Raw genomic sequence first — 18,494 nt, 5'->3', positions numbered from 1 at the left:
CAAAAAGTTGGCAAAGGCAAGTATTGCGGTGGTAAATATGCAGGTGAGGGCATTGCGAGACCAGGTCCGGGCGGGGCGGTCGCCGCTAGGGCGGGGCGGTCACCGTCCGGGGCGCGATCGGTCGCTGTCGGACGGGGTCGGTACCGCCGGGGCGCAGGGGCGCAGGGGCACGGGCATGCGGGCGGCCGGTACGGGCCCGAGCCGCTTCGGGTGCACGGCGATTCCCCCGGCCGACGACCCGCGACGTGACCTCCGGATGCCCGGCAAGGCAGCCGGCGAGGTGCCCGTCGGGATGGCTGGCGGGACAGCCGTCGGGATGGACGACGATGTGCCCGGCAAGGCGGCCGACGAGGGCGGCGGGTGGGCCTCGGGCCTCAAGTGGCCGGTCGCGCGCGGAGGGTGCCGGTCGTCCGGACTTCCACCCCCACTTGGGCCGCCCCGCGCATTTTCGCTAGTGTCTCGGCCCATGGCTAACACGCAGGGCCCCCAGGGCAACCACGACCCCGCCGGCAGCACCCAGATGTTCCGCGCGTTCGTCGACGACGGCGCCCCCCGGGCCGCCCAGCCGGCTCCCACGCAGTCCGGGCCTCGCATCGGCCTGATCGTCGGCATCGTCGCCGCGGTCGTGATCGTCGCGGCGGTCGCCTGGCTGGCGCTGAAGTAACCGCCCGCCCGCACCGGACGGGGTGACGGGGTGACCGAGCGCGTCAGCCGCCGTGCGTCACGGCGGGCTCGGCGCGCACGCCCCCGTCTCTTCGTGTGCCCGGTCCATGGATGCCCGGTGCCGCCCGCTCACTCCCACCGAACCGACACGTCCCGCGTCTCGATGTGCATGCCCAGCGGCACCCGCCACGCGTCGACGCAGACCGTCCAGGTCTTCTCCCTGCGCGCTCCCGCGGCGATCGGCGTCGGGAGCGCGGCCGTCGACTCACGGGTCGCCCAGTCGATGCCGAGCGTGTCGACGACATGGGTCCCGAAGGTGACCGTGCCGGAACCCACCGCGGTGCCACCGGAGTTGAGGAACGTGAGGGTCACCTCCTCGCACCACCGCTGATCCGTACCTGCGCGGACGGGATCGCTCACGGCGAGCGAGGCCGGTCCGGCGGGCGCCGTGCTCGGCGGGGCCGTGGGTGCCGGTGAGGGGGTGTCCGGGGGTGTGCCGCCCGCGGAGGAGCCGTCCTCGGCGCCCGGCGATTCCGAGGCGCCAGGAACCCCCGTGACGCCTGTGACACCCGGGGCGGCGGTAGACGGGGTGCCGGACCCGGCGCCGCCTCCCGCTGTGCCCCTCGAGCCGTTTCCGGCCGTTTCGCCGGCCGAGGCCCCCGGGCCGGTCTGGTTCGCGGGAGAGCCGCTCTCGTCGTCCAGCGGGACGAGCCGCACACCGCCCGTCGGATCCGTCGAGTCGCCCGTACGCGTATCCGGGACCGCCGTGTCGCCCGCTCCGCCGATGGCGACGTAGCCGCCCGGGTGCCCGTCTCCCCCGCAGCCGGCCAGCAGACCCGCCGCCACCACGACGGCGGCCGCCGACGCGCCCCATAAGGCGCCCCGGCGGCCACGTGCCCGTGTCGGACTTCGCATCGCGCCAGTGTCACTGACGCTCCGTCAGGAGGGAAGTCCTCTGCCCGAGTCCGGTCAGTCGGAGATCAGGCCCTCGCGCAGCTGCGCCAGGGTCCGGGTCAGGAGGCGGGAGACGTGCATCTGGGAGATGCCGACCTCCTCGCCGATCTGGGACTGGGTCATGTTGGCGAAGAAGCGCAGCATGATGATGCGGCGCTCGCGGGGCGGGAGCTTGGCCAGCAGCGGCTTCAGCGACTCGCGGTACTCCACGCCCTCCAGCGCCGTGTCCTCGTAGCCGAGGCGGTCGGCCAGGGAGCCCTCGCCGCCGTCGTCCTCCGGAGCCGGGGAGTCCAGCGAGGAGGCCGTGTAGGCGTTGCCGACCGCGAGGCCGTCGACGACGTCCTCCTCGGACACGCCCAGTACCGCGGCGAGTTCGGCGACCGTCGGGGAGCGGTCCAGCTTCTGGGACAGCTCGTCGCTGGCCTTGGTGAGGGCCAGGCGCAGTTCCTGGAGGCGGCGGGGCACGCGCACCGACCACGAGGTGTCGCGGAAGAAGCGCTTGATCTCGCCCACGACCGTCGGCATGGCGAACGTCGGGAACTCCACGCCCCGTTCGCAGTCGAAGCGGTCGATCGCCTTGATCAGGCCGATGGTGCCGACCTGGACGATGTCCTCCATCGGTTCGTTGCGCGAGCGGAAGCGGGCCGCCGCGTAGCGCACGAGGGGGAGGTTGAGCTCGATGAGGGTGTCCCGGACGTACATGCGCTCGGGGCTGTCCTCGGCGAGGGTGGCCAGTCGCAGGAACAGGGAGCGGGACAGGGTGCGGGTGTCGATGGCCCCTGGGGTCGTGGGAACCGGGGCCGGAGCGGCCTCGGGGGCCGTGACGTCGTCGAGCACGTCGAGCACGGCGGGCTCGACGGGCGCGTTGGGCGCTGACTCGCTCATAGTGAGCGTGAGCACCTTCGAGCTGCCCTGATCTGCGGACATGCCACCCCCTTTGGGTCGCGGGACGGTCGCGGCGAACATTCCCGCTTGAGGAACGTCAGCCTTCACCTGAATACCGGCGCCGAAGCCCCGGCAAACGCGCTTCCGGCAGAATGTCACATGTCGGCAACACGCTGTAGTGACATGTCGACATGTGAGTGACGAATCAGCCCTGGAAAGAGGGGGTCTGACGGTTTTTCAGCGCAGATCCGTCGGGAAAGGTCCGGATGAGCGATTCGCTCCCAGCGGTGACGACTCGCTCAGGCTTCCGAGCCCTGATCGAGTGACGTGTCGGTCGGCTTCCGCGTCACGCCTCGATGCGGTTCGCCGAGCGGAGCCGCTGGAAGCTACGCGCGAGTAGCCGGGACACGTGCATCTGGGAGACGCCGAGTTCCGCACTGATCTGAGACTGCGTGAGGTTGCTGTAGTAGCGCAGGAGGAGGATGCGCTGCTCGCGCTCGGGGAGTTGGACCAGCAGATGGCGCACGAGGTCGCGGTGCTCCACGCCGTCCAGCGCCGGATCCTCGTAGCCGAGGCGGTCCAGCAGGCCCGGCAGGCCGTCGCCCTCCTGGGCCGCCTCCAGCGAGGTGGCGTGGTACGAGCGGCCCGCCTCGATGCAGGAGAGCACCTCGTCCTCGCCGATGCGCAGCCGCTCGGCGATCTCGGCCGTCGTCGGAGTGCGGCCGAACGCGGTCGTCAGGTCCTCGGTCGCGCTGTTGACCTGCACCCACAACTCGTGCAGCCGGCGCGGTACGTGGACCGTGCGGACGTTGTCGCGGAAGTACCGCTTGATCTCGCCGATGACGGTCGGCATGGCGAACGTCGGGAACTGCACGCCCCGGTCCGGGTCGAAGCGGTCGATGGCGTTGATCAGGCCGATGGTGCCGACCTGGACGACGTCCTCCATCGGTTCGTTGCGGGAGCGGAAGCGGGCGGCCGCGTAGCGCACGAGCGGGAGGTTGGCCTCGATGAGCGCCCCACGCACCCGGTTGTGCTCCGGCGTGCCCGGCTGGAGCTCCTTGAGCTCGCCGAAGAGCAGTTGGGTCAGCGCCCGGGTGTCGGCGCCCCGGCGCCGCTCGGGCGGCTGGGCGGCTTCCGGAGGGGCTTCCTGAACGATCTCCGGGACGGTCCCCGGGACGATTTCCCGGACGGCTTCCGGAACGCCCCCCGGAATGACCCCCGGGACGGTCTCCGGAATGGTCTCCGGGATGGCTTCCAGGGCAGGCGCGGAGGCGGGTGCCGGGGGTGCCTCTTCCTGAGGCGGCGCAGTACTGGCCGACACGGTCAACGCCACCTCTTCGTCAGGTCAACATCGGTCAACTCATCCGTCAAAAGCGGTCATAGCATCACAAGACATGTGCACTGTGTGCAAGCACCCCATTACGCCGTGTTGAGGGAGAAGTTCAGCCGATCACCGCTACTCCGGACGTGCGAAAGCCCCCCGCTGTTCCGGCGGAGGGCTCCGTACGGCCGAGAAGGACTGCCGAAAGGACGGCTCAGAACTCGTAGTCGGCGACCACCCAGGTGGCGAACTCGCGCCACAGGGCGACGCCCGCCTGGTGGGCCGGGTGCTCGATGTACCGCTTCAGGGCGTCCGCGTCCTCGACCGCCGAGTTGATCGCGAAGTCGTAGGCGATGGGCCGGTCGCTGATGTTCCAGCCCAGCTCCCAGAAGCGCAGCTCCTCGATCCGGCCGCCGAGTGCCCGGAAGGCCGCTTCGCCCTGCACGACCCGGGGGTCGTCGCGCTCGACGCCCTCGTTGAGCTTGAAAAGGACCAGGTGGCGGATCATGGGCACTCCCGTGCGTGCTACTCGGCCCCGTCGGCGAGCCAGGTGAAGAAGTCGCCGACGGCCTTGGCGGCGTCCGATATGCCCTGGAAGCCTATCTGGACGTAGTCCGCCGCCTTCGCCGGGTCCGTGATGATCACGTAGAGCACGAAGACCACGAGTACGTAGACGGCGATCTTCTTGGCGTTCACCGCCACCTGGCCTCCCCTGTATGAGCCCACCTGGGCCTTGTTGACGGCGGCGAGTGTAACCGTAAGTGCGATTTTCACACCGCTTTTTGAGCGTCCACGGCGCGTTCGTGAACCGTTCGCGGGTCCTCGTCCGATGAGGAGGTGAACGCCGGTGCGTGCCGGACGGAGTGGAAGAGAAGGGAAGGGGAGGAAAATGCTGGGACTCCTGGAACCGCTGACCGTCGCCCCGATGGTCCTCGTAGCGGTGCTGTGCTTGGGAGCGCTGCTCGACTGCGTCCGCACCCCCGGGGAGCGCGTCCGGCACGTGCCGAAGCTGCTCTGGCTGTGCTTCATGCTCAGCGCCCCCGTCGTCGGCGGCCTCGCCTGGATATACCTGGGCAAGCGACCCGAGCCGCGCGAAAGCCCGGAGTCCGCCGAGAACACGACGAAGGGCCCGGCTCACAGAGCCGAACCCTTCATCCAGAAGCGGTAGCGGAGGGATTTGAACCCTCGGTGACTTGCGCCACACTCGCTTTCGAGGTCTGTTCGTGCTGGTCACAGCGCGATCCGAGGCTGTTCAACCTCGTTCATTCCTGTACTCCCGCCCAGTGCGTGAACCGCTGCGGACGGTTCGGAACGGGGGTGAATGAGACGGAAACTGAGACGGCGCCAGTCCGCCCTGACTGGCGCGGTGGCAGTGAACGAGCATTAGAGGAAGCACGGCAGAACCTTCCTTGCCCCATCAAGCCCCGGCTGCGCCGCTGGTGCGGCTTCAACCTTCGGCCGGCTCCGAGGAGCAGGCGAGGGTGGTGGTTGAGGAGAGCGGACACCTAACGGGCTGTCAGTGGTGACACCTAACCTTCCGTCATGCGCAAAGGTGCGATCAGCCGAGACGGTGTCCTCAAGGCCATAGCGGAGTACGAGGAGTGGGGTCGTGACAGATTCCTCTCCGAGTACGGGTACAAGCCGGCGACCGGATACCTCCTCGTGCACGACGGCCGGACGTACGACTCGAAGGCCATCGCCGGAGTGGCTCACAAGTTCGATCAAGGCCGAGCGCTGGAGTCGGATGAGTTGAGCGGGGGAAGGTCGCACGCCGCCAGGTGGCTCGCCCGGCTCGGCTTCGTGATCCGTTCGTCCCGGAGTCCCGACTGGACACGTGACGAGATCATCCTTGCCTGCGACCTGGCGATGGCCAACGGTTGGAAGCGGTTGGAGTTCAACGACTCGCGGGTGATCGAGCTGTCCGAACTGCTGCAAACTATGCCTATCCACCCTGAAGAACTACGTAACGAGCTGTTCCGGAATCCCAATGGCGTAGCTCGCAAAACGGTCGACATCACGTCCCGGCACCCGGATTACCGGGGCAAGCCCACGAACGGCAACGCGCTCGATGTCGAAGTCATGAACGACTTCCTCACCCGACCGGCCGAGATGGCGGAGGTGGCCCAGCGCATCCGGGACGGCCTCCTCACGGGTGACTTTCAGACCCTGCCCCCGGAGGCCGAGGAGGAAGACGACTACAGCGCACCCGAAGGCAGGCTGCTGATCCGTCGCCACAGGAGCCGTGAGCGGGACAAGGGGCTGCGCAAGAGGAAGATCGATGCCGTGTTGCGTCAAGGCCGGCGGCTCGCCTGCGAGGCATGCGGCTTCGACTTCGAGGCGATCTACGGCCCGCGAGGCGCCGGATACATCGAGTGCCATCACGTCGTACCCCTGCACGAGGCCGGCGAGGGGCGAACCAAGCTCAGCGATCTCGCTCTGATCTGCGCCAACTGCCACCGGATGATCCACCGCCGCGCGCCGTGACCTACGCCCGACGGGCTCCGAGACCTCATCCAGCAGACAAAGAACCAGGGCGGGGTATGGCTCCCCTCGCAACAGGAGCCCGAGTCGAGCGAAGCAGGGATGAGGTCGTCGTACCCCTAGCGCACGTGGGGCAATCACGGTGTATCGCCCCCCACCCACCAAAGCGGCCCTTGACTATATGGCCTGCTCAGGACCGCTCTTGGGGTGGCGGGCGCGGGATTTGAGCCCACGACGACTCGTGCCACGACGTTTTTCAAGAGCGTCGTGATGTCGCGTTCGATTCCCACTCTGACCTGTACCGATGCGTCAAGCGGGCCGATCTTCTGGCCCGTTGGCCCACACATAGCCCACAGACATCGCATTCCACACGGCTCGAACGCAGTAACCTCCGAGCTGTACTCCTCCCGCTCCTGTTACTTGTTGCGCAGGAGGTTGTGCGGACCCGAAGCGACCTCATGCAATCGCCGTCTATGCAAAACAGTCAGAAGCCTGAGCAGTCATCCTTCTTCTCGTCCACGTCTCGTCCAGAGCCAACTACCGCCCTAGCTCTGCTGCGGTCCGCCCAGGAGGAGAGGAGCATGGAAGGCAAGCGACCAAGGAGGCCCGCCATGAAAACCGGAGACGCGGCCTGCGAACCGTGCCTGTACTCTCACTCACCCTCCCAGGCTGAGGGCGAGCAGGTGGATGACATCGGGACGGCATGACCGCCGACAAATGATCGCCCTCGCTCCCTCTGGTCCACGTTTCCGCAGACCAGAGGAGGTCGCTTCGTGCAAGTGACTGCGCCAGGATTCGAGGTTGTTGTCAGTCGTTACTGGCCACCCTCGGACGGCCCAGACCTCCATGCCGGATGGACGATCTGCGGTCGTTGCCGTTGAAGCATCAGATCCGCGAAGAGGCAGAACACTGCTCCGGTTGGAACCAGGTAACACCGTGCTCAATGCTGTGGCCCTCTACTCGATGCGAAGAAGACCATCCATAACGCCCCACGAAAACCCGTCAGGAAGTATGGTACTTTCATCGATCCGCGCTTTTTTGAGCTGTTTAAGTTCCGCCCCGACCACTCCGGTAAGATCCGCCCCACGTAGATCTGCCTTTGCCAATCGAGCACCAGTTATGTCTGCACCCTGCAGGTGGGCACGTCGCAATGCAGCATGCTTGAGGTTCACTTCTTGCAATCTCGCACCCTCAAGATGGGCATTGTGAAGGCTGGCGCAACGCATGTAGGCTCTCTTAAGCCTCGCATCGATTAGAGTAGTGTGATCCATGCGCGCCCTGTAAAGATTCGCCTCCATCAAATTGGCTCGATACATATTTGCTTGAATAAGATTAGCGAATTTAAGTTTAGAGTGTTTTAGGAACCGCAAGCGGGATTTTGCAAGGTTGGCAAAATTCAGTCGTGCGTTTTCCAGGTTGGCGTCCCCAAGATGCAAGTTGCTTAGGTCTATTTCGACCTCCTGGCGGCCTCGTGGTCGCCTTGCGATTGCTTCTAGGGCAGCTTGGCCAGATCTCGTGGTGTGCCAATAGTAGGAATCGGGATTTACTCCTCCTGTCTCACGTCGAGCTTCCGGTATCTCGTTTTGAATGAAGGAAACCAAGAGATCAACAGTCAGACCATGGTGGGCGCGCGAGTCACGCATAACTTGCTCTATATTGCGTACGCCCCCCTCTTTCACGTGATCCACTGGGGATTCCAGCCTTTCGATTGCCTGCATCAATAGCGCGGTTGTCTGCACTCGACGGGAAAGTGCATAGGTAGATGCAGTAAAAATGAGCGTGCAGACGGCAGCTAGGGCCAAGAATGCTTGAATAAGCAAGGTATGCCATTGGCCTACAGTCGTCGCCTTTTCACTGCCTGTAAGGCTATTCCAGACATCGAGTTGGACGGGTCGATGAGACCAGACATCTGACAGATAGGCGTAAGCCGTCCACAGAACCGTCAGGGCCAGCAATGTTACTGCTGCCCGACGCCAACGCCTGGACCGTCGAGTAATCAGATAGAGCAATATCCGCCGCGCCGCTCGTCTTATTCGAGCATTAGAGACAGATGCGTGCCCCCTCAGGCGTTGCCCACGTCTCTTGATCGAGTTCCACCTCTTAGCAGGTTCCCCCACGACCGGACTCGGCATGCCCATGACCCGCATCCTTACCGTCAGCTGGCCGTTCGGCCGGCTCGCTGAATCGAACCGCTTCCGATATAGTAGCAGTTGGGGCGAAATGTTCACGTTGGTTCCAAGCCTGAACGGTGTTACCGTCCAGCGGTGACGCCGAATGCGAGGTTTCGGTGTCACGTCCTCACTCTGATCTGACCGTCGAGGCCCTCCTCGTGGAGCTGGAGCACGAAGACTGGAGCGTCCAGTGGGACGAACAATGCAGCCAATACACAATTAAGTGCGTGTGCCATAAGCAATGCGTGTCATGGGTGGATGAGGGGAAAAACCACTACTACAGCATGCATATGCGAGCGCAACTCATCAGGCAGACTTGCTTTGGGTAGGGGAGTAGGAAGATCCATGACCACTTTTCACTTGGCGGTAACCGGTAGCATTCCGTCATGTGGATCGGATGAAGAGTTTCAAGGTTTCGCACACTCCGTACTTCAATTCTTCAACTCCTCCAGTGAAAGTACACTACACCTGGCAATTTCCCTGCACGATCGCACATTCGATGCTTCAGCGGCGGTAGAAGCCGACACAGGGGACGAAGCGCGCACTATCTTCGGCGCGGAGCTACGCAGGGCTTTTAAGGATGCGGGTGCGGAAGATATTACGGAGTTGCCTGATCCTGTGTATGCCCTCTAGCTGGGATGATTAATTTCTGCCGCACAAGGGCGGGGTAGCGCGCGCAGCTATTTGCTGATCGCTGAGGAGGCCGCCAATCTGGGCTCTTAATTCCTAATGCGTTATCCCTGAGGGGCAGGGCTACACCCAGGTCACCCTGATGCATTTCAAGAGCTGCTGAGGGTACTCCTCCATAGCCTCCACCATAGTATTCGAGCCCTCTTGGTTTACCTCTCCTGTAGCAGCGACCTGTAAGCCACTCGCACCGCGCCTGAGCCAACAAGTTCCAGGATCGCGCAACTGAAGCGTCGCTTATCAGGTTCGACGCATTTCATTAAAGCTGGCGTAAACCGCCCCAGCCACGACGCCCCCCGCCTCTGGCATCAGGTGGCTGATTGCTGTGCGCGCGACACGGGCGCCGGCCAGGCTGGAGTGGGGCAGAAACAGGAACGCGGGCCCGTCCGGGGACGGGCCCGCGCGGTGAGCGGAGCGACCTACGTCGCGACGGTTCTCAACTGTCCGCGTGGCCGTACAGGGGCGTCCGTGGGGGCTCACGGGGCAGATCAGACGGGGTGAGCGTACGAAAGTGAACGGTGCCGCCCGTCAGCGCACTGGACAAAGACCAGGACAACGGACGGTGCTGAGCAGCGCGGATTCGAATAGACCTCGCGGGCCCCTGCGCCCTCGCTGCTGACGTGACCGGAAGGCTCGCCGGTTCGACAACCTTCCGGTCACGCCACGACGGATGCGGCTGTCACCTCCGCCTGTTGATCTCGCGTCGGCGGCGAGCACGTTGCCGCTGCCACTCTTGCAGCAACTCTTTCCTGTGCTCAGACTTTTGAGGCCACATGGCCCGCACAATGGTCCGGATCCCGAACACGAACAGCCCGAGCACGGCGAGAACCAGCACGGCACCCCACGGGGTACCGTCCGGAAGTTGGAACACGATGTTGAGCCTTCCGACCTGGAAACGGTCGGCGGGTAGATCAGGCAGCTAGTACGGCGCTCCCTAGCGCGCTGCGGTGATGCCCGCCCCGGTGAGTAAGCACGGGGAAGGCAGAGTTGGGGCCGCGTGGCGTGATTTGCGGTGCTGCATCGATTGGCGGCGGCTTCCAAATATTCGTCAAGCCTGAGTCAGTACGACTCATCGAGAGCGACAGCAGAAGCCACACAGCGCTTAGCAGAAAACGCAGCAGACACAAGATCAGGTCTGCCAATGCTGCAAGGAATTCGCGCACCGCACCGCGCTTTTCGGTCCGCGTAGCGGCGTTCCGGAGCCCCTCGCCAGCTGCGAGGAACCTATTGTGGACTTCGTCTCGTACGCAGTCCAGAGCAACGTAGTTGAATGACTTGCCGGATCCCGTCGACAGCTGGGTCAGAAAGTCGACGTCCTCAGCCCCAGTCTCTAGGGCCCAGCTCAACTCAGTTGCGTGCCTGTAAGAACCCACCGCAACGATCAACGCATGGGAGTTTGTAAGCAGCTCTTCGTGGCTCACGGTCACCTCCCCTCAGACTCCATGCGAACGAGTCTAGTGCCCCACCGGGGAAGATCTGCCGGAAATCAGCGGAACCGAAAGCGCCGCAGGAACAACGATGGCCCGCACATTGTCGTACGGGCCATCGGATGCACTGGCGATCAGCTGATGGGCGGGCTGTAGCGCAGAACCCAACCGGGGCTGGGGCGGTGGACGGTGACCTCAACGGCACGACCGGCCTTCGTGTAACCGGTGTGCGTGATCTGAAGCAGGTTGCTGCCGACCTCGACACCGAACGCCTTAGCTTCGACCGAGGTCGCCGCGTACAGCGTGATCTCCTCGATTGCTTCGGTCTGTTCGTACCCCGCGTCGCGCATCCGGCTGATGATTCCGCCAAGACCCGGGTCAGGGTTCTCGATGCTTGCGGCTTCAGCCACGTCTACAGGGACGTACGAGTCGGCAAGCTGGACCAGGCGGTCACCGTCGTACATGTGCCTGGCACGGATCACAGTCTGGTCCGTGCTCGCGATGCCGAGGAGTTCGACGACCTGAGAGGGCGCAGTGTCCCGACGGATCGCGGTGTCCACACGGGGAGTCCCACCGAGTCGCTTGATCTCGGTCTCGAACGCCCCACGGCTTTCGCTGGCCTCGCGACGCGCTGTGCGGTAGCGCTCCGTGGCGTCGCGGACGATCGCGGTGTTGCTGCTCACTTCGGTCTTTCCTCTCAGACGGCGGGCTGGTCGATAGGCCACTCATAGCTGAGCGACCAGAGCGTGATGGGCATGACGTGGACGCAGACTTCCACGGCCCTGCCGCTCTCGGTCAGGCCGACATGGGTGATCTCGTAGACCAGCCTGTCGGCTGAGACGCCAAGCGACTCGGCTTCTTCCTTGCTCGGAGGCCGCACGTCCACCGACTCCCGGATACGGGTCTGCTGGTACCCGAGCTCAGCAAGACGAGACTTGCTTCCACCGTCCCCGGTGTCCTGCTGTTCGAGTTGCGTATCAAACGCCGCATCGCCAGGGAAGTAGGAGGTTGCCACCTGCACAACGGTGGCATCGGCACGCATGACCCGTGCCCTGACGACGGCTTTCGCGGCGTGATGGATACCCAGGATCTGAGCAACTCGCTTCGGCGGTCGTTCCCGGCTGATCACGGTTGACGCGCTCGACGTCATCCCGAGCCTGGCAATCTCAGCCGCGAACGCACCGCGCGCGCCGGCCTCTTCCCGGGCCGACTTGATGTAGCGACCCGTTCCGTCCCGGTGGATCTTCCCGAGGATGGGAGACACGAAGGTGCCCTCACCCCTGCGAGAAATGATCAGCCCTTCGTCTTCCAGCACCCGGTACACGTCGCGGACGGTCTGGTAGGCGACACCTTCGGATTCCTGGAGCTCCCGGACCTTCGGCAGTGCAGAACCCGGGGGGTACGCCCCCTCTCGAATCTTCGCCCGAAGCTCAGCGGCGAGCCGCTGAACCTTCGGAACCTTGGTCTCCTCCATGCCTGACTCCCTCGATGTGCGACTCACGCGCCCCCAGTGTTACAGAACTAGTCCTAGAAGGATAGCCGAGACCGTTTCACGGTCGACTGGTCGCGTCTCAGACTCTCTGAACTAGTTCTATTGACGCCCACTCCACTGCGTGCCTTAATCATCACAGCGCATCGCAGAACTAGTTCAGCGGTGCGACAGGAGGGGCCCTCTTTGGGCTGCTCCGGACAGGCGCACCGGAGGAAAGCCCCCTGCACGAGGGGGGTGAGTACGAAGGGAGTGCCGATTGATTGAGAACTCAACAGCGTGCCCGGGGAGGCCGTCCCTCCCCTGCCAGTAAGAGGACGGATGCGTACGGGTGCGCCCCGTATGCGAGTGCACGACCAGCCTCCGCAGCGCTTCGCTGCGGGCCGGTTGCCTCCGCTGCTCGTCTCGTACGAGCAGCGCTGAGGGGAGCCGGATCTACCGACTTCAACGGCGCGCGGCCCCGGTGCTGGAACACCGGGGCCGCTGTTCGGGCCGTCCACCTGTGGAAGGACACACGACCCATGGAACACATCGTTACTGTTCAGGACGCTGTTACCGCGTTCGCCGACTTCATGGAGCCGACGGACGCAGAGCTGGACGCGATCGAGACCGAGATGCCGGTCATCCTCGCGAACATCGAGCTGATCGACGCTTACATCACCACCTTGGACCGGGTTCCGTCCGAGCTGGACGCGCGCCGGCTGCGCCGGGCCCGGCGCCGGGCGCTGACCGCGCGAGTGGAGCTGACCCGCCAGTCCGCCACGGCCCTGGAGGTCGGGGCGTGAGCGAGCGGCTGACCCTGGCCGGTCTGTCCGTCCCGATGCGGGCGCTGCGCACCCTGGCCGCCGAATACGGAGACCTGCCCGCACCCGCCGTGAGCGTCTCCACGATCTACCCCGAGCGCCTGGAACTCTCCCTCCACAAGGGGCTCGGAGAGTTCGAGGTCTGGCGCGTAGCCCTGGGCATCAATCCGGACCAGGTGCAGTTCAGCAAGCAGCCCGGCAGCACGTGGACGCTGAAAGCGTTCGCCCCGTACGTCGGCGCCGAGATCGAGCTGATCGCCTACGGGCCCTCCCTCGACAGTCTGCGAGCGAGCACGGGGGACGGGGGCGGGAATGCTTGACTCCCTCTCCCCGGATCAGATCCGTTCTGCGGAGAAGACACTCTCTGCCGGGACGTGGGCCATCACCGCCGGCGCGGTGCTGTTCTCCGTCCTCACCGTCACGCCCCTGGTCGAGCGCGTCACCCCGGACGGCTGGGACCGCACCGCGCCGATCCTGCCGCTCGTGGTGGATACCGCGGTGGTCATCGTGGTCCGCCTCGATGCGACCGTGGCCCGCCTGGGCGGGAACTCTGGCGCGTGGCCGGCCGTGCTGCGGTGGATGACCGGCCTCATGACCCTGCTGCTCAACATCGGCGACAGCGCCCTCAATGGTGACGCGGTCGGGGTCGCGGTGCACTCCGTAGCGCCGCTGCTGCTGATCGCCACCGCCGAAGCAGGCCTTGCCTACCGGCGTGCGATCAACCGGGCCGTGGAGGCGATTGAGCGTTCACGGGCTGCCGAAGCCAAGGACCGTGAACAGCAGCAGCGTGCGGAGCGCGAACGCGAACAGCAGGCCCGTGAACACCGTGAACAGCAGGCCCGCGACCACGCCGAAAAGCTGGACCGTGAGCGGGCCGAACGGGAGGCTTCCGAGCGGGCCGCGGAGCGCGAGCACACCGCCCGCATGGAGCGTGAACGCCTCGACCGCGAGGCCGAGACACGGCGTGAGCAGCGCGAATACGAGGAGCGCGTCCGCCGCGAGGAGCAGCAGCGCGAAGACGCACTTCGCCGTGAACAGCGCGAGCAGGCAGAGCGTTCATGGCGTGAACAGCAGGCCCGCGAGCACGCCACCCAGACTGCCCGCGAGGACGGTGAGCGGCCGGCCGTGAACGCGGTGAAGGGTCTCGTGAACACCGCCGTGAACAGTGCTCCGACCCTGGACAAGAAGATGCGTGAGAGCGACGCCCGCGCGTACATCCGGTCCTTCCGGGAGGGCGAGAAGTCGGTGCGGCAACTCGCGGAAGAGACCGGCTGGTCGATCGGATGGGTCGCCGCACGTGTCCAGGAAACCCGCGAGCAGGACACTGCGGGCGAACCGGTTGAGGCCGGTGTCTGATGCCGACCGCCTACAGCCGCTGCTTCGACCCGAACGGCGCCCGCTACGGCATACCCACCTACCCGTGGCAGATGGCACCCGACGGATACGCCACCCGCCGCCAGTTGCGCACCCGCGGGTTACGGCCCGGCGGGCAGCCGGTCGCCGCACAAGTGCTGGTGATCAACCGCCGTGCGGGCTCGCCCCGTGTCGCCTACCTCTACCGCCTTGACCTGGCCAAGCCGGTCCGGCCGATGACGTCCCGCAAATGGGGTGCGCTTGCGCTGGCAATGCTCGCCCGCCGCACCTGCCCACGCTGCCGCATCACCTACAGCTACTGCCTGTCGACCCGACACGGCATCTGCGGCCCATGCCTGGCCACTGACGAACAGCGCGCCGCGTAACCCCACTTCAGCAGGCCCGACCGGCAACTTCTCACGGCCCCGGTCGGGCCCTACTCCCCTGAAGGAGTGCTCACAGCATGACGGAACTCAGCACTGAGCCGGTAGTAGTCCCGGCCGCACCGCCCCCGCCGCCCGCCACCCCGCCCGCTGCGGTCAAGGGCAAGGACGTGAAGGAGGTGGATCACACGCCCGGCGGGTGGCCCATCGGCCCGCTCGCCCTGTCCGGGGCGAACAGCACCGTCGGTGCTGTCGCCGCCGCCTCGCTGGCTGGCGGTCCGATCGCCGCGGCCGTCGCCGCGACCGGCATGGTCGTGCTCGGCACGGTCGCCGCCGCCCGCTCCCGCAAGGCGAGCCCGCGCCAGGAGGCTCGCCGGTCCGCGGCGCGCGCGGCCGGTCGTGCAGCTGCACGCTCCACGGGCCTGCGCAGCAACGGAGCGGGCGCCCGCGGGAGCTCCGGGAGTCGTTCGGGTGATTCGCGTGCCGGTGGTTCCGGTGGCCGGTCGGGCAAGGTGCCCGGCCAGCACCGCCGCAGCACCGGCATGACGACCAGCGCGAAGACCCCCAGCAAGACCGGTCACAGCAGCCCGTCCAAGCACGCGACGAGCGCGGGCAAGGGGGCTGCGGGTCGGGCCGGGCAGGTCAAGGCGCTGCGGGCCGCACAGAAGACCGCGGCAGGTTCGCGCGGCGGGCAGCGGGCGCAGACCACCAGCGCCCGACGCGCGGTCGCCGACGCTCGCCGCAACGCCAAAGCCGCGGCCGGCACCGCCCGGTTGGGCAAGCGTCCTGCTCTGGCAGGCCGCCTGACAGGTGGCGCGGTCCGCAAGGTACGTGCGGCCCGTGATGCGGCGGTCACCAAGCAGCGCAACAAGCGGGACGCCAAGACCGGCGCCACGGTCACGGCGCAGCGGGCGCAGGTCCGTAAGGCCCCGGCCCGCAAGGCGGCGCGCAAGGCGCTGCGCAGGTCCGCGGCCCGTTTCCACGGGCGTCGGCTGCTGGCTGCGCTGCTGTCTCTGCCGGTCGGGCTGCTGGGCTGCGTGTCGACGTGGCTTGGTCGCAAGCTCGGCATCCCCGCCCTGGTCCACCCCGGCCGCCGCCTGTACCGGCGGATGGTGCAGACCGCGGGCGAGCAGCGTGCCGCCCGTGACGAGACCGCCCGCAAGAACCTGCGTGAGCAGGAGGCCGCCGCCGATGCGGAGGCCGCACAGGACGGCACGGACGGTTTGGGCGAGCAGGTGGAGCGCCCGGCCGCCGACATTCCCACCCCCAGCACATCCGCGGTGAGTGAAGGAGAACACGTGTCCGGTTTCCGGTTCGAAGAGGCCGCCTCCGAGATGGAGCAGGCCGCCAACCAGTACGACCCCGAGAACGCCATGGAGATCCTCGCCATGGTCGAGAGCCTGCCCGCCGCCCTCACGTCGGTGGCGAACGTGATGAAGATCCTCGCGGAGCGCTCCGACTCCGAGTTCCCGCTGGAGAAGGAAGTCGCGGACGGCTTCAACGACATCTTCGGCGCCCTGATGAGCGCCGTCGCCGTGGCGGAGGACATGGGGCCGCTGTTCCGGCAGGCCCATGAGCAGGACATTGCCCGGCACGAGGACCCCCGCAACGGGCCGGAAGCTGAGAAGGGTTGGAACGTCTGAGATGAGCAGCACCGCCACCGCTACCGCGAAGAAGCAGCACGTCAGCAGTGGTCCGGTGCTGGACTGGGCGGCCGGTCACGGACCCGTGACCGGCGCCCTGTCCGCCACCACCGGAGCGTTCGCTGTCGCCACCACCGGCGCCGCAACCGCCATGCCCCCCGGCTGGGCACTCGCCGTCGGCGCGGCCGGGGCCCTCGGTCACACCGTCGCCGGCCTGCGGGTGCGCAACGCCGGCCGCACCCTCGCCACCCGCGCCGCCTCATGGCTCGTCGGAGCGGGCTGGACCACCTGGGCCATGACCACCGGCCCCCTCACCTGGGCCGCCCTCGGCTCCCTCGCTGCTATCGGCGTCGGCATGGGCGCCGCCGCCCGCTCGAGTGCCCTGTACGAGGAAGCGCGGGAAGACGAGGCGATCGCAGCCGAGCGGCGGGCCATTGCTGCGGAGCTCTCCGCGGAGCGGCGGGCGATCGCCGCGGAGTGGGTGGAGCGGATCCAACGGATCTGCTCGATCTCCGTACGCGTCCTCGCGGTGGAGATGTGGTCCACCGGGGCCGGCTACTCGCTCGACCTGGAGCCGCAGGGCGGGATTACCTACGACCGCATCGCGCAGTACTCCGTTGCTCTGTCTGCGGATGCCAAGCTGCCGCACGGCTGCACCGCCGCCGCGACTGCCGGCATCCACCAGGGACGCACCATCCTGGACGTCACCACCGTCAACGTCCTCAAGGAGGACTGCCCCTACCCCAGCGAGTACGGGCCGCTGTCGGTGCTGACCGGGCTGCCGTGGGGGGTGCGGACCAACGGGGAGACCGTCTCCGCCTACCTGCGCGAGCAGTGCGCGCTGGTCGTCGGCCCGACCGGATCGGGCAAGACGAACATGGTCCACACGATTCTGGCCGGGTTCGCCCGCGCCGAAGACGTCCTCACGTGGGTGATCGACCTGAACGCCGGCAGTGCTGGCCTGCCGTGGGTGCTGCCCGCGCTGAACGGGGAGATCACCCGTGAGGACGGCAAGCCTGTGCGGCCCGGTATCGACTGGCTCGCCTCCTCCCACGAAGAGGCCGTGCTGATGCTCGATGCCGCGCTGGATATCGGGCTGCACCGCAAGAAGGCGTACCAGGACCTGCTGTCCAAGGCGAACACGGACCTGCTGCCGATCAGCGCGAAGATCCCTCAGATCCTGCTGGTCATCGACGAGGGCGCCGAGATCCTGGTCAGCACCGACCGGCAGATGAAGGAACTCGCCAAGAAGATCCTGGAAGTCATCCGGATGCTGCGCGCCATGGGCATCCGCACCGTCCTCACCGCCCTCGGAGCCACCGGCAGCGTGCTGGGCAACCTGATGATCCGCCGAGAAGGCAAGGTACGCGTCGCCCTCACCGGCGGCGAGACCGAGGGCATGGACCTGGGCAAGATGTTCCCCGGCCGCCGCGGCCTGCGCGTCGAGCAGGCCCCGTACAAGGGGGCCGGGTTCATGGGCACCCCGGAGTCGCCTGCCGCGCTGTTCAAGGCGTGGCGGATCCTCCCGAACCAGATCCGCGAGATCACCGTCGCCACCTCCGACCGACACCCCCGCCTCGACGACGTGTCCGCGAAGGCAGCCGGACCGGCCTACGCCCGACGGTGGGATGCCGACCGCACCGCCTGGATGCTCGACCTCACCCCCACCGACGACGACCGGAGCGAGGAAGGCCCGGCCGGGCAGGGCGGGCTGAACCTATCCGCCCTGCGCGGCCAGGACGGCGGCGGGCAAAGCTCGCCCGAGGACGAGATGCTGCGCCGCTTCCGGCAGGAGATCGACGCACAGTTCGGCACCGCACCCGACCCCCACACAGCCGACCAGGGCGCCGGGCCGGACCCGTCGGCCGGGTTGAACCTGTCCGCGCTGCGGGGCGAGCAGGACAGCCCCGCACAGCAGGCCGCGCTGGCCGCGCTGCTCGCCGCCGGACCCGCCGGCACCGGGGCGTCGGCGATCGCCCGCGCTCTCGCGGACGCGTACGGCACGACCCGTCAGACGGTCGTGGGGTGGCTGAAAACGTGGATGCAGGACGGGACCTGCGTGCGGGTCGGGGAGGGCACCAAAGCCCGCTACGTCCACCGCTCCCACGCCTCCGACGCCTGATCACTTGTCGCTTGTCGCCTGCGCTTCCCGGCATGCCGCTTTCCGGGGTCTGGAGCCCCAAAACCGGCTTGTGACCTGGGAGGCGACAAGCGACAAGACAAGCGACAAGACA

At 66.7% G+C, this 18,494-nt stretch carries 18 protein-coding genes; 10 read left to right on the top strand and 8 right to left on the bottom strand.

The annotated features are described in order from the left end of the window. The first annotated feature begins 466 nt into the window (after positions 1-466). Positions 467-664 carry a hypothetical protein gene (locus ACIRPU_RS17005; protein ID WP_054242212.1) on the top strand — a complete coding sequence of 66 codons (198 nt, stop codon included), beginning with the start codon at positions 467-469 and terminating at the stop codon, positions 662-664. Positions 665-792: 128 nt separating this feature from the next. On the opposite strand, the gene ACIRPU_RS17000 is transcribed toward ACIRPU_RS17005, so the two are convergent. The 5 genes from ACIRPU_RS17000 to ACIRPU_RS16980 form a co-directional block, all read right to left on the bottom strand. After that, positions 793-1,578: a hypothetical protein gene (locus ACIRPU_RS17000; RefSeq protein WP_403867504.1), complete on the bottom strand. Its 786-nt coding sequence runs from the start codon at positions 1,576-1,578 to the stop codon at positions 793-795. Between the two features lie 54 nt (positions 1,579-1,632). Then, positions 1,633-2,544, bottom strand: a complete 912-nt coding sequence (locus ACIRPU_RS16995; protein WP_403867501.1) for an RNA polymerase sigma factor SigF — start codon at positions 2,542-2,544, stop codon at positions 1,633-1,635. Positions 2,545-2,848: 304 nt separating this feature from the next. After that, positions 2,849-3,823: an RNA polymerase sigma factor SigF gene (locus ACIRPU_RS16990; protein ID WP_403867498.1), complete on the bottom strand. Its 975-nt coding sequence runs from the start codon at positions 3,821-3,823 to the stop codon at positions 2,849-2,851. A 214-nt stretch (positions 3,824-4,037) separates the two neighbouring features. Further along, a complete protein-coding gene (locus tag ACIRPU_RS16985) occupies positions 4,038-4,331 on the bottom strand; it encodes a Dabb family protein (protein ID WP_171398159.1) in 294 nt (97 codons plus the stop codon). 17 nt (positions 4,332-4,348) lie between these two features. Further along, a complete protein-coding gene (locus tag ACIRPU_RS16980; RefSeq protein ID WP_020131312.1) occupies positions 4,349-4,525 on the bottom strand; it encodes a hypothetical protein in 177 nt (58 codons plus the stop codon). A 187-nt stretch (positions 4,526-4,712) separates the two neighbouring features. Between ACIRPU_RS16980 and ACIRPU_RS16975 the strand changes: the two genes are divergently transcribed. Both ACIRPU_RS16975 and ACIRPU_RS16970 read left to right on the top strand, forming a co-directional pair. Next, positions 4,713-4,991: a PLD nuclease N-terminal domain-containing protein gene (locus tag ACIRPU_RS16975; protein WP_403867495.1), complete on the top strand. Its 279-nt coding sequence runs from the start codon at positions 4,713-4,715 to the stop codon at positions 4,989-4,991. Positions 4,992-5,365: 374 nt separating this feature from the next. After that, positions 5,366-6,307, top strand: a complete 942-nt coding sequence (locus ACIRPU_RS16970) for an HNH endonuclease (RefSeq protein WP_403867492.1) — start codon at positions 5,366-5,368, stop codon at positions 6,305-6,307. 953 nt (positions 6,308-7,260) lie between these two features. Here ACIRPU_RS16970 and ACIRPU_RS16965 read toward each other — a convergent pair. Beyond that, positions 7,261-8,259: a pentapeptide repeat-containing protein gene (locus ACIRPU_RS16965; protein ID WP_403867490.1), complete on the bottom strand. Its 999-nt coding sequence runs from the start codon at positions 8,257-8,259 to the stop codon at positions 7,261-7,263. A 561-nt stretch (positions 8,260-8,820) separates the two neighbouring features. On the opposite strand from ACIRPU_RS16965, the gene ACIRPU_RS16960 reads away from it, so the two are divergent. Beyond that, on the top strand, positions 8,821-9,108 hold the full coding sequence (locus ACIRPU_RS16960) for a hypothetical protein (protein WP_403867487.1): 288 nt from the start codon (positions 8,821-8,823) through the stop codon (positions 9,106-9,108). A gap of 1,615 nt (positions 9,109-10,723) precedes the next feature. Here ACIRPU_RS16960 and ACIRPU_RS16955 read toward each other — a convergent pair. Together ACIRPU_RS16955 and ACIRPU_RS16950 are read right to left on the bottom strand one after the other, a co-directional pair. Next, positions 10,724-11,272, bottom strand: a complete 549-nt coding sequence (locus ACIRPU_RS16955; RefSeq protein WP_403867484.1) for a UTRA domain-containing protein — start codon at positions 11,270-11,272, stop codon at positions 10,724-10,726. 14 nt (positions 11,273-11,286) lie between these two features. Next, complete coding sequence (locus ACIRPU_RS16950) at positions 11,287-12,063, bottom strand: GntR family transcriptional regulator (RefSeq protein WP_403867481.1); 777 nt, start codon at positions 12,061-12,063, stop codon at positions 11,287-11,289. Between the two features lie 536 nt (positions 12,064-12,599). Between ACIRPU_RS16950 and ACIRPU_RS16945 the strand changes: the two genes are divergently transcribed. The 6 genes from ACIRPU_RS16945 to ACIRPU_RS16920 all read left to right on the top strand — a co-directional run bounded on the left by ACIRPU_RS16945 (position 12,600) and on the right by ACIRPU_RS16920 (position 18,382). Further along, positions 12,600-12,863: a DUF6284 family protein gene (locus ACIRPU_RS16945; RefSeq protein ID WP_403867478.1), complete on the top strand. Its 264-nt coding sequence runs from the start codon at positions 12,600-12,602 to the stop codon at positions 12,861-12,863. Further along, a complete protein-coding gene (locus ACIRPU_RS16940; RefSeq protein WP_403867475.1) occupies positions 12,860-13,201 on the top strand; it encodes a hypothetical protein in 342 nt (113 codons plus the stop codon). Before ACIRPU_RS16945 ends, ACIRPU_RS16940 begins: the two co-directional genes overlap by 4 nt. A 76-nt stretch (positions 13,202-13,277) precedes the next feature. Next, positions 13,278-14,237: a DUF2637 domain-containing protein gene (locus ACIRPU_RS16935; RefSeq protein WP_403867471.1), complete on the top strand. Its 960-nt coding sequence runs from the start codon at positions 13,278-13,280 to the stop codon at positions 14,235-14,237. Then, complete coding sequence (locus ACIRPU_RS16930) at positions 14,237-14,620, top strand: RRQRL motif-containing zinc-binding protein (protein WP_403867468.1); 384 nt, start codon at positions 14,237-14,239, stop codon at positions 14,618-14,620. The genes ACIRPU_RS16935 and ACIRPU_RS16930 overlap by 1 nt, the downstream gene beginning before the upstream one ends. Positions 14,621-14,697: 77 nt before the next feature. Continuing rightward, complete coding sequence (locus ACIRPU_RS16925) at positions 14,698-16,260, top strand: hypothetical protein (RefSeq protein WP_403867465.1); 1,563 nt, start codon at positions 14,698-14,700, stop codon at positions 16,258-16,260. Between the two features lies 1 nt (position 16,261). Further along, positions 16,262-18,382 (top strand): hypothetical protein, encoded by a 2,121-nt coding sequence (locus ACIRPU_RS16920; protein ID WP_403867462.1) that lies wholly within the window; start codon positions 16,262-16,264, stop codon positions 18,380-18,382. Positions 18,383-18,494 lie beyond the last annotated feature (112 nt).

This window comes from Streptomyces sp. NPDC102259 (genome assembly GCF_044766465.1).
Lineage (GTDB): Bacteria > Actinomycetota > Actinomycetes > Streptomycetales > Streptomycetaceae > Streptomyces.
Note: the sequence above shows the minus strand (reverse complement) of the source record. Positions and strands in the feature narration are given on the sequence as shown.

Coding starts and splice junctions, on each gene's coding strand:
- ACIRPU_RS16930 (WP_403867468.1), top strand. CDS start 14,237: ATGCCGACCGCCTACAGCCGCTGCTTCGACCCGAACGGCGCCCGCTAC.
- ACIRPU_RS16995 (WP_403867501.1), bottom strand. CDS start 2,544: ATGTCCGCAGATCAGGGCAGCTCGAAGGTGCTCACGCTCACTATGAGC.
- ACIRPU_RS17000 (WP_403867504.1), bottom strand. CDS start 1,578: ATGCGAAGTCCGACACGGGCACGTGGCCGCCGGGGCGCCTTATGGGGC.
- ACIRPU_RS16960 (WP_403867487.1), top strand. CDS start 8,821: ATGACCACTTTTCACTTGGCGGTAACCGGTAGCATTCCGTCATGTGGA.
- ACIRPU_RS17005 (WP_054242212.1), top strand. CDS start 467: ATGGCTAACACGCAGGGCCCCCAGGGCAACCACGACCCCGCCGGCAGC.
- ACIRPU_RS16925 (WP_403867465.1), top strand. CDS start 14,698: ATGACGGAACTCAGCACTGAGCCGGTAGTAGTCCCGGCCGCACCGCCC.
- ACIRPU_RS16985 (WP_171398159.1), bottom strand. CDS start 4,331: ATGATCCGCCACCTGGTCCTTTTCAAGCTCAACGAGGGCGTCGAGCGC.
- ACIRPU_RS16945 (WP_403867478.1), top strand. CDS start 12,600: ATGGAACACATCGTTACTGTTCAGGACGCTGTTACCGCGTTCGCCGAC.
- ACIRPU_RS16920 (WP_403867462.1), top strand. CDS start 16,262: ATGAGCAGCACCGCCACCGCTACCGCGAAGAAGCAGCACGTCAGCAGT.
- ACIRPU_RS16950 (WP_403867481.1), bottom strand. CDS start 12,063: ATGGAGGAGACCAAGGTTCCGAAGGTTCAGCGGCTCGCCGCTGAGCTT.
- ACIRPU_RS16975 (WP_403867495.1), top strand. CDS start 4,713: ATGCTGGGACTCCTGGAACCGCTGACCGTCGCCCCGATGGTCCTCGTA.
- ACIRPU_RS16970 (WP_403867492.1), top strand. CDS start 5,366: ATGCGCAAAGGTGCGATCAGCCGAGACGGTGTCCTCAAGGCCATAGCG.